Origin of the sequence: Paraglaciecola sp. 25GB23A, assembly GCF_040012495.1 — a bacterium.
Lineage (GTDB): Bacteria > Pseudomonadota > Gammaproteobacteria > Enterobacterales > Alteromonadaceae > Paraglaciecola.
Genome location: NZ_JBDYKM010000001.1, coordinates 902,265 through 917,520 on the forward strand (window position 1 = coordinate 902,265; position 15,256 = coordinate 917,520).

Annotated in this window: 10 protein-coding genes; 7 read left to right on the forward strand and 3 right to left on the reverse strand. The window is 42.3% G+C overall.

Annotated features, from left to right (window positions below; genetic code table 11):
- Positions 1-44 precede the first annotated feature (44 nt).
- Positions 45-2,072, forward strand: coding sequence for an NADPH-dependent 2,4-dienoyl-CoA reductase (locus ABKW31_RS03925; RefSeq protein ID WP_348614894.1), 2,028 nt, complete (start codon positions 45-47; stop codon positions 2,070-2,072).
- 10 nt (positions 2,073-2,082) lie between these two features.
- Here the strand turns inward: ABKW31_RS03925 and ABKW31_RS03930 are convergent, their stop codons facing one another.
- A complete protein-coding gene (locus ABKW31_RS03930; protein ID WP_348614895.1) occupies positions 2,083-4,869 on the reverse strand; it encodes a CHASE domain-containing protein in 2,787 nt (928 codons plus the stop codon).
- Between the two features lie 219 nt (positions 4,870-5,088).
- Between ABKW31_RS03930 and ABKW31_RS03935 the strand changes: the two genes are divergently transcribed.
- The 5 genes from ABKW31_RS03935 to ABKW31_RS03955 all read left to right on the forward strand — a co-directional run bounded on the left by ABKW31_RS03935 (position 5,089) and on the right by ABKW31_RS03955 (position 11,883).
- Entirely contained in the window at positions 5,089-6,417 is a 1,329-nt protein-coding gene (locus tag ABKW31_RS03935; protein WP_348614896.1) for a Na+/H+ antiporter NhaC family protein, read from the forward strand.
- A gap of 145 nt (positions 6,418-6,562) precedes the next feature.
- Positions 6,563-7,282 carry an SIMPL domain-containing protein gene (locus tag ABKW31_RS03940; RefSeq protein WP_348615195.1) on the forward strand — a complete coding sequence of 240 codons (720 nt, stop codon included), beginning with the start codon at positions 6,563-6,565 and terminating at the stop codon, positions 7,280-7,282.
- A gap of 142 nt (positions 7,283-7,424) precedes the next feature.
- On the forward strand, positions 7,425-8,459 hold the full coding sequence (locus ABKW31_RS03945) for a M20/M25/M40 family metallo-hydrolase (RefSeq protein WP_348614897.1): 1,035 nt from the start codon (positions 7,425-7,427) through the stop codon (positions 8,457-8,459).
- A 226-nt stretch (positions 8,460-8,685) separates the two neighbouring features.
- Positions 8,686-10,818 carry a TonB-dependent siderophore receptor gene (locus ABKW31_RS03950; protein ID WP_348614898.1) on the forward strand — a complete coding sequence of 711 codons (2,133 nt, stop codon included), beginning with the start codon at positions 8,686-8,688 and terminating at the stop codon, positions 10,816-10,818.
- Between the two features lie 153 nt (positions 10,819-10,971).
- Entirely contained in the window at positions 10,972-11,883 is a 912-nt protein-coding gene (locus ABKW31_RS03955) for an alpha/beta hydrolase (RefSeq protein WP_348614899.1), read from the forward strand.
- Positions 11,884-11,936: 53 nt separating this feature from the next.
- Here ABKW31_RS03955 and ABKW31_RS03960 read toward each other — a convergent pair whose 3' ends face one another.
- Complete coding sequence (locus tag ABKW31_RS03960; protein ID WP_348614900.1) at positions 11,937-12,833, reverse strand: sugar phosphate isomerase/epimerase; 897 nt, start codon at positions 12,831-12,833, stop codon at positions 11,937-11,939.
- 257 nt (positions 12,834-13,090) lie between these two features.
- Between ABKW31_RS03960 and ABKW31_RS03965 the strand changes: the two genes are divergently transcribed.
- On the forward strand, positions 13,091-14,221 hold the full coding sequence (locus ABKW31_RS03965; protein WP_348614901.1) for an HDOD domain-containing protein: 1,131 nt from the start codon (positions 13,091-13,093) through the stop codon (positions 14,219-14,221).
- A 3-nt stretch (positions 14,222-14,224) separates the two neighbouring features.
- On the opposite strand, the gene ABKW31_RS03970 is transcribed toward ABKW31_RS03965, so the two are convergent.
- The gene (locus ABKW31_RS03970; RefSeq protein WP_348614902.1) at positions 14,225-15,202 is read right to left on the reverse strand and encodes a helix-turn-helix domain-containing protein; all 978 of its coding nucleotides are present in this window, start codon (positions 15,200-15,202) and stop codon (positions 14,225-14,227) included.
- Between the last annotated feature and the right edge of the window lie 54 nt (positions 15,203-15,256).

Consider the following 15,256-nt stretch of genomic DNA (forward strand, 5'->3'; position numbering starts at 1 on the left):
ACGCATAAACTGCGGGTATCTTGACCAAGTAAGCTAGGAACAATATGTCTCAGTCTCCTCATTTTCCCCATCTTTTTACTCCGCTTGATCTCGGTTTTACTGCACTTGCTAACCGCGTATTAATGGGCTCAATGCATCTCGGCTTAGAGGAAGAAAAAAAGGGGCATGAAAAGTTAGCGGCGTTTTACGCTGAAAGAGCGGCTGGTGGCGTTGGCATGATTGTTACCGGCGGTATCAGCCCTAATCGACAAGGCTGTGTATTCCCCTTTGCAGCGCGCATGGCAAACAAAGGACATGCCAAAGATCATCAAGTTATTACCGAAGCGGTGCATCGTTATGATACAAAAATATGCATGCAAATTTTGCATACTGGTCGTTATGGTTATCATCCCTTTAGTGTGGGCCCATCAGCGCTTAAATCACCCATCGTGCCGTTTAAGCCTAAAGCACTCTCGGTGCGCGGTATTTATAGCACTATTAAAGATTACGCCAACTGCGCTGGTCTGGCTCAGCTTGCCGGTTACGATGGTGTTGAAATCATGGGCTCAGAGGGCTATTTTATTAATCAATTTTTGTGTGAACGCACCAATCAACGCAATGATGAGTGGGGCGGTAGTTTTGCTAATCGCGCGAAAATTGCCATTGAGATAGTGCGTGCAGTACGTCAAAGGGTTGGTGAAAAATTTATTATTATTTATCGCTTGTCGATGTTGGATTTGGTTGAAGGTGGCAGTCATTGGACTGAAGTCCTTGCCCTAGCCAAGATGATAGAAGAAGCCGGCGCAACCATCATTAATACCGGTATTGGTTGGCACGAAACGAGAGTGCCCACTATCGGCACTATGGTACCGCGAGCTGCCTTTACGTGGGTGACCCAGCGTATGAAAGGCGAAGTTAGTTTGCCGTTAATTACGTCTAATCGCATCAACACACCAGAAGTAGCTGAAAGTGTATTAGCGCAAGGTCATGCTGATATGGTTTCAATGGCACGACCATTTTTAGCCGATGAAAACTTTATGCGCAAGGCCAAACAGGGTAATAGTCAATTAATTAATACCTGTATTGCCTGCAACCAAGCTTGCCTTGATCACAGTTTTCAGAAGAAACGCGCAAGCTGCTTAGTTAATCCTCGCGCTGGCTACGAAACGGAATTAAATTTTCCACTAACCACCCATAAACAAAAATTAGCGGTGGTGGGGGCTGGGCCTGCTGGCTTAGCCTTCAGTTGCTATGCGGCAGAACGCGGACACGAAGTGCACCTGTTTGATAAAGCAGGCGAAATTGGTGGCCAGTTTAACTACGCTAAACGTATACCAGGTAAAGAAGAGTTTAATGAAACCATACGCTATTTTACCAATAGACTAGCGCAGACCGGTGTTCATCTTCATCTGTCGAATGAACAGAGTGCAGAAAGTCTCGCTGCTGGAAAATTTGCTCACGTTATCTTGGCCACGGGTATTGTACCCCGTCGTCTTAATCTGCCCGGTGCTGATCATCCCAAAGTCATGAACTATCTCGACGTGCTGCGCGATAACAAAGCAGTGGGCAAATCAGTGGCGATTATCGGTGCTGGTGGTATCGGTTTTGATGTGGCTGAATTTTTAGTCGAACATGACTCTCTAAGCTTAAAACCCCAAGAATGGTTAAAATCGTGGGGCATTGATACTGACTATCAGCATGCTGGTGCACTTATGGAGGCGGATATAGCACCACCAGATCGTGAAATATTTCTACTCCAACGTAAAACGACTAAAGTGGGGAAAGGCTTGGGTAAAACCACTGGTTGGATCCATCGCGCTAGCCTGCAGCGTAAAAACGTGCAAATGATGCCGGGTGTTGAGTATGTGCGTATCGATGATGAGGGTTTGCATATAATCGTCGGGGGTACTGAACGCTGTTTGGCTGTAGACAATGTTATTTTGTGTGCAGGACAAGAGCCCTTGCGTGAACTGCAACAGGGCCTGTTAGCTAACAATATTAGCACTCACCTAATTGGCGGCGCAGATGTGGCGGCGGAGCTTGATGCCAAACGCGCGATTAGACAAGGGGCAGAACTGGCGGCGCTTATTTAAATTGCTGGTGTCAGAGCTCGCTTTTTTTGTTCTCTGCCAAAACGTTAAGTAAGCAGGCCGTCAGCTTTTCTAAGCTGATTGGCTTACTTAAATGTGCATTGAATCCTGCCATTTCAGCTTTTTCTTTGCTTTCGTGCGTCACATCGGCGGTTAAGGCTATTACGGGTAATTGTTGCTGATTAAAATGCTCACGTATTTGTGTCGTGGCTTGATAACCATCCAATATAGGCATTTGGCAATCCATTAAAACAACATCGAAGAGACACTCGTTTACCGCTTCAACGGCTGACTGTCCGTTTTCAACAATCACTGCTTTGAGGCCTAAATGCTTTAACATTTCAGTGATCACGATTTGATTAATTTCATTGTCTTCGGCCACTAACACTTTCTTATTTTGCAATGATGATATGTCAAAGTCGCTAGCGGTAGTTACCTCGGTAATTGGTAAACAGACTTCTAGTGGCACGCTTAAAGTGAAAATAGATCCTACTTCAGGTGTGCTTGATACCTCAAATGAGCCTTTCATTAATTCACACAATTTGAGTGATATGGCAAGGCCTAAGCCTGTTCCGCCATATTTTCGCGTGGTGGAGTTATCAGCTTGATTAAAGGCATTAAATAACTTGCCTTGTTGCTGCTCGGTCATACCAATACCTGAGTCTTTTACTGCAATTTTTAAGTTAACTTGTGCGCCTGGTGCATAAGTCTGCTGTTCACTTTGCACACTAAAGTGAAGTGTCACCCTACCTTTTTGAGTGAACTTAAGGGCGTTACCACATAAATTAATCACAATTTGTTCAAGGCGCAGCGAATCCCCCTTAAACCATAAGGGCGCGGGTAATGTGTTTTCAATCCGCCATTCAATATTTTTATTACTGGCATTGGCAGAAAACATTACATCAATTCGACCGATTAAGGCCTCCATGTCAAAGGGGGATGTTTCTAGGCTTAGTTTGTTTGACTCAATTTTTGAAAAATCGAGTATGTCATTAATCAGCGCAAGCAAGGTCCCAGAGGCACTGGCAATGTTATTAATATAAGCCCGTAACTGCTCACTTTTGTCAGTTTTTTTCGCTAGTTGCGCAAAGCCAATCACGGCATTTAACGGCGTGCGTAGTTCGTGGCTCATATTGGCTAAAAACTGACCCTTAGCTTTATTAGCTTGATCGGCCTCTTGTTTTGCTAATACCAGCTCGTTAGTGCGCTGCTCAACTAAATGGTTAAGCACAAATTGGCGATTATTCATCAGCAATAATAAGGTCATTGAAAATGCCACGATTACTATCTGAAAAATGTATAAGAGCGTGGATAAATCACTTTGATAATGAATAAGAAACTCTCTTTTAGGCACCAAATTCATTTGCCAAATTTGCCCAGACATATTAAAACTCAAAGACATTAAGTTGACTTCATCTTGCAAGGAAATCATGTCTTTTTGAGTATTACCTGCGAAAACCTGAGTACTGCCTTGGTCGAAAAGCTCATAATGAAAAATATCGCTGAGTGCTTTAGGAAGGGCCTGAGTTAACATTTGGTCAATCAAAAAAACGCCTGTTGCATAGCCTCTAATATCTGCTTTTTGAGGGACAGAGCTTTGTTTAGTATGCTCAGAAAATACCGCTGAAAAAAGCAAATAAGCAGGCATTGCTTTGCTTGATTGTACTAACTGAATAATGGGCGTGGCATGCAAACCAAAAATATCTTGGTCTTTAAGTAACGCTGTTTTGCGGGCGGGACTAGAATAAACATTAAAGCCGATTGCCGCCTCGTTACTTTGTTCAGGCGCAATGTACTTAACCACTACCAGAGGATCACCCTCGCCTAAAGGCTTACCCACGATGGATATCGGGCGTTGATAAATTTCATTAAGCTCATCTTTGAATTGTTCGCTGTCATTTTGTTCAACAACAGAGTTCCATGAAAGTGCTTTCATAGCAATTTTGTTGGTGAGTAGTTTTTCAGCGAACTGAGTGAATTGTTGGCGAGTGACTTGTGGGTTAGTTTGTAAAAAGCGTGCCAATTGTTGTAATTGCGCTTGGTTTTTACTTATTTCGCCGTTTACACCATTTTCAATTGTTTGTAATTCACGCTTGGCTAAAGCCAAGGCATTGTTGTAGTTATACTTAGAAAAGAACACCGTGCTAAGGGATATCATGACTAACAATATGCAACTGATATTGATGATTAATAAACGACTCTTGCGAGTTTGCTGAGCGAGCGTTGTAAAACGAACGAGGCTTAAGATAAAAGGTAAGCCAATCAAAACCCCCAGAGAGTCGCCCATCCACCACAAAAACATGTTATTCCAATAGTTTTCAACACTGTAGGAAGGACTGAATTGACTCAAGGCAAACACGCCGATATTGGCTGATATCAAGTTTACTAATACACCGACCACAAAGACAAAGGTAATCGTTCGTTGATCGGTTTTTAAGGCCAGGGGATTACCCAACCAATATCGCATTATTGCGCTGCCGACAATGGCTTGTAAGGTGGCGCCAGAGGAGATTAACAGCCCTTCAAACATCAGTTCAGGAGTGATTTGGGGCAGGCCAGTGATTTTATGCGTACTGATATTAAATAATAAAGAGGCGATAAACACTGCTGGGAAAAAACGCCACCACCAAATGTAACAGCCAACCAACGCGATGGCAGCCGGGATCCATATTGGGACGATTTGTGATTGTGTGGCAATATTTGATAATAAAACACCACCAAGAAAATAACTAAAAAAAGCGATGATGTACCAAGGCATTGAAAAACGTGTCGCTATGTTACTCGTTACTGCGTTGCTCAAATTAATGCCTCTTCTGAATCAGTTTAATTTACTGCGCCGAGTTCACTATTGGAAAAGCTGTTCTTCACTCTATTCGTACCAGAAAAATAGAGAATCTAATGCTCCCTAGACAAAAATACCATGGCAGTTTCCTTATTGAAGATTAATAAGGTGCCAAGATTGACATGTTACCTACTTGCCTTTGACAATAGACCATTATTATTAAGATAGCGATAGAAAATGATACAAGATATAGGGGCTAATATTCAAAGACAATTTGTTGGCATTACGCCCATTTTATTGTTTGTTGTGCTGGTAATAGTAGCCGGTGCGTTGACACAAGATTTTTCCACTATGCCTATTTTAGTCGCCTTGTTTATTTCTGCTGGCTACGCTTTGCTGCTTAACAATAAAAAACAAACCTTAAGTATGAGTGAAAAAATAGACATTTTTTGTCGTGGCGGTGGCGAAAAAACTATTATTTTATTGGTGATTATATTTTTGTTAGCGGGCGCCTTTTATGCATTGACTATCGATATTGGCGCGCGCGATGCGACGGTAAATTGGGCTTTGCAATATGTGCCAACTTCATTTTTATTACCAGGGCTATTTGTCATAGCCTGTTTTATCTCTTTTGCCATGGGCACCTCAATGGGCACTATTACTGCCATTACTCCTGTGGGTATTGGCTTGGCAGAGCCCTTGGGCGTTTCAGTGCCTTTAGCGGTGGGAATAGTAATTGGTGGTGCTATGTTTGGTGATAACTTGTCATTTATATCGGATACCACGATTGCAGCCACGCGCACCCAAGGGGTAAAACTTAAAGATAAGTTCAAGGCGAATTTTATTATTGTTGCTCCCGCGGCTTTACTCACGGTATTTATATTATTTTTTGTTGAAATAGACACTTCAGCAGCACTTTCACAAAGCAACTACAACTTATGGCTGGTGCTACCGTATTTGCTGATTATAGCCTGTGCCTTGTTTGGCTTTAATGTGATTGCAGTGCTCGGTGTGGGTATTATTTCTGCTGCTTCTATTGGCTTAATTACCGGTAGTTTTGATGTACCAACCATGTTACGAAGCATTCAAAAGGGTTTAGGATGGATGCAGGACCTTGCCATGGTCGCGCTTGTTATAGGTGGCCTTGTGGCCTTGATGCAAGCTTATGGTGGCATGAACTGGTTAATGTTCCAATTAACTCGCCATATCAAGTCAGTCAAAGGGGCCGAGTTGAGTATTGCTGGTTTGGTCAGCTTTTTAGATTTATCTACGGCTAATAATACCATCGCCATTGTTTCAGCCGGACCTATTGCCAAAGATTTAGCCGAGCAATACCAGCTGGATCCTCGTCGTACCGCCAGTTTATTAGATATTTTTTCTTGTGGTTTTCAAGGCTTAGTGCCTTACGGCGGCCAACTTCTCGCGGCCGCAGCAATTTCGGGCCTATCACCTTGGCAGATTTCGACCTATTGCTGGTATCCCATGTTAATTTTGTTATTTGGTTTAGCCGCGATTGCGCTTAATATTCCGCGATTTTCGGCCCTGCAACACGATGAGTTTAATTGAGCTAAAGCAGCCGTAACTCACCTTATATTTTGAACATTAGGCTATGAAGCTTTGGACTAATCTGCAGGGTAATATGTTCATGAGCAGAACCTTTGTTCACTAACGTGGGTCTATGACAACAAAGCTGTATAAAAGGAGATAAATGATGCAAAACATCAGTAAAAGTGCGGCATTGATTCTTGGTATTTGCGCCATTATCGGTTTGTTGGGTTTAGGTTATTTATTAAAAACCGCCGCATTAGAATATAAACAGTTTGAACGCAGCGTTACCGTCAAGGGCTTGTCTGAGCAAGAATACCCCGCTGATATTGTAATTTGGCCAATACAATTTGCCTTTGCTGAAAATGACTTAGCTAAACTTTATAACTTGGTCGATAGTAGTACCCTTAAAATAGAAAACTTCCTAGAAGAGCACGCTATCAATGCCAGTGAAATAAGTATTGGTGCACCAGCAATTACGGATAAATCAGCGCAGCAATATGGGGGAGATAACAACGCTAAGTTTCGTTATACCGCGGTGCAAACCATTACAGTATATTCAAAAGAAGTCGAAAAGGTGCGTGCTGTCATGAGCTCTTTGTCAGAATTGGGTAAGGAGGGCATTGTTTTTACCGGTGATAATTATCAAGCTCAGGTTGAATATATCTTCACCCAACTGAATGAAATCAAACCCAAGATGATAGAAGAAGCGACCAATAAAGCGCGCGAAGTCGCAGAAAAATTTGCATCAGATTCTCACAGTCGTCTGGGGAAAATAAAACAAGCCAGCCAAGGACAATTCAGTATTAGTAATCGTGATAAAAACAATCCACATATTAAAAGTGTGAGAGTTGTGTCAACAGTGGAATACTATTTAGCGGATTAAGTTAAAAAAATAGCAGTGATCCAATTCGTTACAAATGTAATTTGTATCTCCTAAGCGGGTCGGCATAATGTGCGGCAAATTCAATATAAAAGCGGTAGCAGTGCGCCGCTAAAATCATTATTTTTTGAGGTCAGTTAAATACATGAAAGTACTCAGTTCATATTTAGGTATAGCGTTATTTGTGTGTGGTTCGACTGCCCTTGCACAGACCCCCAAGGCGATGGACTATTTAGTTGATATTGCCTCAGAGCAAGGCATAGGTGCCCGGCCAGCAGGATCAGAAGGCGAGCAACTTACGGCAGAGTACATTGAGCGCCAATGGATACTTCAAGGATTTAAGCCTTATACCAGTAGCTTCAATATTAACGATAATACTCTGTCGAGAAATGTCATCGTGGATATAAAAGGTAAATCCGAGAAAACCCTGATCATTGCTGCTCATTATGACTCAACGGGCGAAAAAGAAGGCTCCTTGGGGGCAACCGACAATGCCAGTAGTGTGGCAGCCTTATTGGCCTTAAGTCACAATTTACGGAACCAAAATTTAGCGCTTAATTTACGTTTAATTGCCTTTGGCGCTGAAGAAATCGGCTTGTTGGGCTCGAAAGCTTATGTGCAAACCCTCAGTAAAGAAGAGCTGGCTAAGCTAGTCGGTATGATTAATTTAGACACGATTGTCGGCGGTGATAACTTGTATATTCATAGTGCGCATATTCAACCATACGAATGTGCTAATACGAGTGAATCATATAATAATGATGCAAGTTTACGTGACCAATTGCTTAAACAAGCACAAAGCTCTTTTACGCCTAATCCTTTTTCTATGCATCCAGCGTTTCCCGGATATCCTGCTGGGATGACTGGCGGTTGGTCTGATCATGCACCATTTGCTTGCGCGGGAGTACCCATTGCTTATATCGAAGCCACCAATTTTGCGATAAATGGAAAAGAGGGGTTCGATGGCTATTCACAGTCCACTACCGCCGAACTATGGGATTGTTTTTCAGATAAAGCCATGAGTGCATGTGACCGCAGTAGCGAGACTAAATGGGGTGATATCTGGCATACTGAGTTTGACCGCTTAGACAAACTAATGCCTCTATTAGGTAAACGCATTGAGTTACAGTTAGAGCAAAATGTGCAATTATTGACTGATTTTGTGACTAATTTACCATAAGCCTTACTATTTCTTGCTCTCCTTTTAAGTCGATCCGGATTCTGTTTAGATGACCGGATCAGCTCCATCTTATACGAACATCCTTAGTTCATTCTGTTCCTAAGCTATATTTTTTCTGTGATTTAACGTTAATTGTTTATATTCTTTATCTAAATGAGATTGACTATCATTTGCATCCGCATTAATATTGCGTCTTGTTTATTTCCACTAGGAGCATAGAGAGTCGATGTTTAAACCTTCATTTATTGCCGCATCTGTATCTGTCATTTTGCTGTTTAACGGCCAATCAAGCTTTGCTACTAGTGCTAGCACGTCTAGCATGGGCTTAGCTGCTGCAAAAGAGATTGAGCGGGTTACAGTTAGAGGCGCTTATTTTGGCCAAGAAAATGCAGACGGCTTAAAAACTCCGACGGTTTTAATCAATGTGCCTCAGTCTTTGTCTATGCTCAGTGCAGAACAGATGCAAGAGCAAGGATTCACTTCAATTGCAGATATTTTGCAATACACGCCGGGCGCATCAGTAGGCCAAGGAGAGGGACACCGCGACCAAATGACCATTCGTGGACAAAATACCACAGCTGATTTTTTTATCGATGGTTTGCGCGATGATGTTCAGTATTATCGCCCACTATACAATCTTGAGCGGGTCGAAATAATGCGAGGCGCTAATGCCTTATTATTTGGTCGGGGCGGCGGTGGCGGAATTGTGAACCGAGTGACTAAAACCGCGACCAGCCAAAACACTTTTTCTACCATGAATGGCCTCATTGATACCTTTGGTGGCAGCCAAGTGAGCCTTGACCATAATCAAGCCATTGATGCAGACCAAGCCTTCAGAATGAACGCTTACTATGAGCAGCTTAATAATCATCGCGATAATTATGATGGTGAGCGTTTTGCGGTAAACCCAACATACAGCAATGCGATTAATGATTTTACTCAATTGATTGTCTCTTACGAATACGTCAATGATGACAGAGCGGTTGACCGCGGAATTCCATCCGCTAATGGTCAGCCATTGAGCGGTCATAACGCTACGTTTTTTGGCGACCCCACGCTCAATGTGTCCAGTATTGAGGCTCATGTATTGCGAGCTAAATTAGACCACCAACTGACAGAAAACTGGTCAATAAATACCACAGTTCAATATTCTGACTACGATAAGTCTTATCAGAATATATATGCCGCTGCCTTCGATGAGCTCGCTAATACACTGACCCTAGACGGTTACAAAGATGCAACCCAACGTCAGAATCTTATCGCTCAATTTAATGCGGTAGGACAATTTGATACCGCCAGTGTTGAACATACCGTTTTAGTCGGAGCAGAGTATGGTCAACAAGACTCGTTAAATAATCGCAAAGACAGCCTATTTGTTGATAGCAATGATGATCAGATCACCATCAGTTTTTCAAACCCTTTAGCAATCCCTGCTGTTGGTTTTACCGATTTTGTCAGAGACAGTGAATCTGACGTGGTTTTTAGTTCGTTCTTTATTCAAGACGAAATCAAGATAAATACGCAGCTTATTTTGGTGGCAGGCTTGCGCTATGACCGTTTTGATATTGGCGTTGAAGATCAAATTGAGATTGCGAACGGTGCCGATGATCAAAACAATGGCTTGTTAGGTCGGGTTGATACTGAAGTTTCACCTCGTTTAGGGGCAATCTACAAGCCAAGTGAAGACCTGTCGTTTTATCTGAGCTTAAGTCGCTCGTTTTTACCTCGCTCCGGTGACCAGTTTTTAAACTTATCTTTGAGCACTCAAGCCTTAGCACCTGAGGAATTTGAAAATCGTGAAGTAGGCTTAAAGTGGAATATTAGTGATAACTTGAGTTTTACCACTGCTTTGTTTGAGGTGCGCCGGGAAAACGGCACCGCATCAGATCCGGCTAATCCAGAAAAGTCTTTAGTCCTTGGCACCAAAACCAAGGGCTTTGAATTGCAACTAGTGGGATATGTCACAGATAAGTGGCAAATAAACGCAGGTTATAGCCAATTAGATGCGCAAGAAACAGGACGAGTGGTGAGTAATACCGTTGATAATCGTACTTTAGGTCAAATTCCAGAAACCATGTTTACCTTGTGGAATCGCTATCAATTATCAGATAAATGGGCCTTCGGCATAGGTATGATTTATCAAGCTGAGCAATTCACCTCGCTAAACAATAATGTTGAGTTGCCTGACTTTACGCGGGTTGATGCGGCGGTTTATTATAATCTGTCGGATAAAACAAAAATTCAATTTAACCTAGAAAATTTGTTTGATGAAGAGTATTTTCCTGCTGCTCACAACGATAATAATATTTCAACGGGTGAGCCTATTAACGCGCGAGTTAGTGTAACGTATCAATTCTAAACTGTCGGTTCTAACCCCAACCTTAGGCTTTAAGCTGCTGTTGGGGTAAATCGATTGGATTTTTGTTGGCCGCTGACTTTAAACTGTTTACTATGATCTTAATCAGGTGCTCAGATTCATCATACTTAAATATGATGTGCAAATAGGTAGTTCATGCAGCAAATTCAAACAGTTAAAGCAAAAGATGGCCATTCTATTCAAGTCTATGTTTGGCCAAATGACAAGGCCAAAGCCTGGGTACACATTAATCACGGCATGGCAGAACACGCCTTGCGCTATACAGACTTTGCGCTTGAATTAGTCGCCGCTGGTTACGCAGTGGTGGCACATAATCATCGCGGTCATGGCAGTGTTGAGCAAACACGATTAGGTTGTTTACTCGCTAATGAATCTTGGTCTAATTTACTCAGTGATATTGATGCTGTGCGCGAAGCCATTTGCCCAGCTAAGACACCTTATTATCTATTTGGGCATAGTATGGGCTCATTTATAGTGCAGTCTTATTTGACGCACACACAAGCTCATGTGGATGGGGTGATACTATCCGCCTCTAACTTACAATCCCCCGCCTTGAGCCTCGCAGGGAAGTGGGTTGCCAGTATTGAAAAAGTGCGGCTGGGGGCGGATAAAAGTAGTGCTTTGTTGCAGTTTTTATCCTTTGGTTCATTTAATTCTCCCTTCAAACCGGCCCGTACTGAGTTTGATTGGCTCAGCCGTGATACAGCACAAGTTGATAAATATATTGCCGATCCATTGTGTGGTTTTGCCTGCTCAACCGGTTTTTGGCAGCAGTTTTTAAGTAGCTTGCTGGCTCTTTATAAAGCCGATAGCTTAAATGCCGTGCAGACTAATTTGCCTTTATTACTGATGGGCGGCTCCGAGGATCCAGTCGGCTTGATGGGCAAGGGCCTACCTAAATTAGCCAATGCTTATAAACAAACTGGGCAATCTCGAGTCAGCTTAAACTTATATCAAGGCGCAAGGCATGAAATTTTGAATGAAACTAATCATCAGCAAGTTAAAAAAGACCTTATAAGCTGGCTTGATGCCCTTAATGAAAAATAAGTGCAATACTCAGTCAGTACTTAAGTTGACTGACTGAGTTAATTCTAAACCTACTATTGCATTTCATTAATGATTTTCTGCAGCCCTTTAACAGAGGCTTCTACGCTTTGCATTGGCGTCATGCCAACTGGGTATGACTCTTGTTCTATTACTAACCATTGAGTACCTCCCACACTAAGATTGGCAGTAATTAGCGCCTGCCAATCAGTGGTGTCTTGGCCGATAATTGGGTCTTCAGGATTACCCGGCTCAGGTGCAGAGGCTTTGTAATGAGTCGTAACAGTGCGGCCAGGATAGGCCTTAACCATGGCAACAGGATCTTTACCCGCCACTTCTGTCCAGCCCACATCTTGTTGTAGAATAACTTGGTCGTTGGTGTTTTTGCCAATTACATCCCAAGGGGTTTCACCCATTTCACCGAGCATTTCTGGTTTATGGTTATGATAACCAATGCGCATCCCCAGAGGGGCTAATTTTTCTTGCAAGGCGGCCAATTCTGCCGCAACCACTTTAGCGCCCTCAACGGTAAAAGCCCGTTCATCCATAGGGATAATTAAATAGTGACAATCAAGATCTTGATAAAAGGCTACCGTTGCATCGAAATTTTCAGGGGTGAATTTATCAAAGTGAACATGGGCGCCAGAGGGTTTTAATCCCAGTTCATCAAGGAAGCTAAGTAAACCGCGAGGGTCATTTTCGTATTGACCGAAGTTGCCAGCAAACTCAACACCCTCAAAACCCATGGCTGCCAGTTGGCGCAAAGTACCAGTAAAATCAGCGCTCAAGGCATCTTTGACTGACCACAACTGCACACTTAATTGTGCTGGCTTCACCGTTTCACTTTGAACATCGGTAACGACAGCGTCGGTGCAACTGAATATGAGGCTAGACATCACAAGTGCACTTGCTAGTTGAATAGAGCTATTTAACCGGTTTTTGATAAACTGCATGACATATCCTTGTATTATAAGTAAATATTTTGTTAAAGCTTGCTTGATTTTAATACGCTAAGCAAGCGACGTTCTCGGCCAGTGTTTTACTTGTTTCAACACATTAACCCCACTGAGACCATCATTAGTGAGCAGCTTAAACTTTATGATTAAGCATCTATCTTATGACCATGTGGTTTTTTCATCCCGCTAAAAATGCAATATTTGATTTGTTGATATATAGTCAAGTTAATACAATCTGACATTAAGATGCCCTAGTGCCGATAGACTTATTGATTTCCCTTAGCCTTGTACTAATTTTGCTCATTCTGCTTTTTACGCTTTGGAACAAATCACCACAAAAAAGTCGTTTGTCACAAACCCATTCTCGTTCAGTAGCAAGTTCTGCGTCTTTAAAAATGGCAAGTAGTGCACAACAAGAGGCCAATCATCAACCCAGTGAAGATGAGCTGGCAAGATTAAATGAATTTTTTGAGTTTCAATTGTTTGATGCGAAAAATCAACAACACAAGGAAGACTTTTTAAATGACATTTTAACCTTGCGTAAACCACACCCAATGTTGATACCTCTGAGCAGAAATATATTGGAGCCTAAGGAGCTATTCGACATTATAAAAACCGATCCGCAGTTAGTCGCCAAGATTATTACTATAGTCAATTCACCCTTGTATGGGGTTAGAAAGCCCATCACAAACATCAATCATGCAATCATATTTTTAGGGGTGGTCCAAGTTAAAAACATTGCTACTCAATTTGTTTTAGAGAAAACCGTTGCTTTTGTGAGTCGTCGTCAAGAATTAGCGTACAAACGAATTTGGTCAGCGTGTTTTTTAGCGAGTTCTATCAGTCTCATCTTGGCAAAAGAACTGAACTTTGAGAATGCCGCTGAAATATCCACCCGCTGTTTATTAAGTTATATCGGCGATATCTCGATTTTGGCCGCTAAGCCTGAATTAGCGAATATTTATCTGGATAATGCGGCCCTATATAACAGAGTAAAACAGTCGCAAACGTTAATAGGCACTAATGCTGCCATTGTCGGCAGTGTGCTGGCCAAGGAGTGGAAATTACCTAGTGAAATAGTTAGCAGCATTGCTAATAGCTTAACACCGCTTACGGGCAAGCTAGATACCAGTTTGCCCGCCGAGCAGCTTAGCGAGGTGATTTTGTGTTATTACGCTTGTCGGTTGGCAGACACTTTGATATTTGAGCAAAACGGTGGCACCCCCGAAATTCAGGAATTAAGTTTTGAGTCCACTGGAAAGTTGGAATTTTATTATGCTAAAAAGCTCATTAACTTTGCAAAGCTTGATGCGATCAATACGGCAATCAGTGCAACTGCGTTTAAGCGCAAAGTCAGCGAATTACTGAGCCACCTGCAGGTTTAAATATTAGGGCGAACGAAGTTGAAATTTTTCTCTAAAGGAACTGGGCGTGGTTTTAAATTTTTCACGGAAATGATGTCTAAAAGCCGTTGTGCTTTCAAAGCCTAACTTCTCTGCAACAGCCTCAATATTGAGATCATTTTCTTCCAATAATTGTAAAGCTAAGGACATTCTTTGCCCTATTATCCAAGCTTTGGGAGGCAGGCCTGTGGCTGATTTAAATTTTCTAATAAAGCTACGTTCGCTCATATTCGTTGTTTGCGCCATTTCAGCAATGGTATGTGTTAAGTGAATATTTTTACTCAAGTAGTCGAGCAGAGGGGCAATAACATTGGATTTTTTTACTGTGATCGGCATGTCAATAAACTGGGCTTGATTGCCTTCTCTTTGAGGCGGAATAACTAATCGTCTGGCGACTATATTGGCTATTTTGCTGCCATAGTCTTTTCTGACCACGTGCAGGCAAACATCTAAACCCGCGGCGCTGCCTGCTGAGGTAATGACGTCGCCACAATCAACATAAAGTTTGTCTGCACAAATACTGATGGCGGGAAAATGCTCTTCAAAAAAAGCGGCATAGCGCCAGTGTGTTGATAAAGCCCGACCGTCAAGCAATCCTGAGCAAGCTACGGGATAAGCACCCGAACAAATAGTCACGATTCGACCACCAGAAGTATTAAACTTGATTAAGAAAGCGATCAACGTAGCATTCACTTTTTCATGCAATGCGCACCAACCAGGTATTACTAAGGTATCTTTGCCCGTGATTTCATCCAGGGTGATACTTGGTTGCAGTGTGCCACCGAATTGGGTTTTAACGGTTCTATCGTCAATGGCAACGGTAGCAAAATCATATATGTGTCCTAACTCTGGTCTGTCTAGTCCAAATACTTCAGCCACGCAGGAGAACTCGAACAAACAGAGATTAGGGTAGAGCAGGGCGACAACTCGCTTAGCTGACTTAGGTACAGGAAATTTTGGCATTTTATTTATCATGTTTGGCATATATGCCAATTCTAGTTTGGATTTTATTCTGCA

What these genes read in the sequence shown, in the direction of transcription:
- ABKW31_RS03925 (WP_348614894.1), top strand. Translation starts at nt 45, where the DNA reads ATGTCTCAGTCTCCTCATTTTCCCCATCTTTTTACTCCGCTTGATCTC.
- ABKW31_RS03935 (WP_348614896.1), top strand. Translation starts at nt 5,089, where the DNA reads ATGATACAAGATATAGGGGCTAATATTCAAAGACAATTTGTTGGCATT.
- ABKW31_RS03940 (WP_348615195.1), top strand. Translation starts at nt 6,563, where the DNA reads ATGCAAAACATCAGTAAAAGTGCGGCATTGATTCTTGGTATTTGCGCC.
- ABKW31_RS03945 (WP_348614897.1), top strand. Translation starts at nt 7,425, where the DNA reads ATGAAAGTACTCAGTTCATATTTAGGTATAGCGTTATTTGTGTGTGGT.
- ABKW31_RS03950 (WP_348614898.1), top strand. Translation starts at nt 8,686, where the DNA reads ATGTTTAAACCTTCATTTATTGCCGCATCTGTATCTGTCATTTTGCTG.
- ABKW31_RS03955 (WP_348614899.1), top strand. Translation starts at nt 10,972, where the DNA reads ATGCAGCAAATTCAAACAGTTAAAGCAAAAGATGGCCATTCTATTCAA.
- ABKW31_RS03960 (WP_348614900.1), bottom strand. Translation starts at nt 12,833, where the DNA reads ATGCAGTTTATCAAAAACCGGTTAAATAGCTCTATTCAACTAGCAAGT.
- ABKW31_RS03970 (WP_348614902.1), bottom strand. Translation starts at nt 15,202, where the DNA reads ATGCCAAAATTTCCTGTACCTAAGTCAGCTAAGCGAGTTGTCGCCCTG.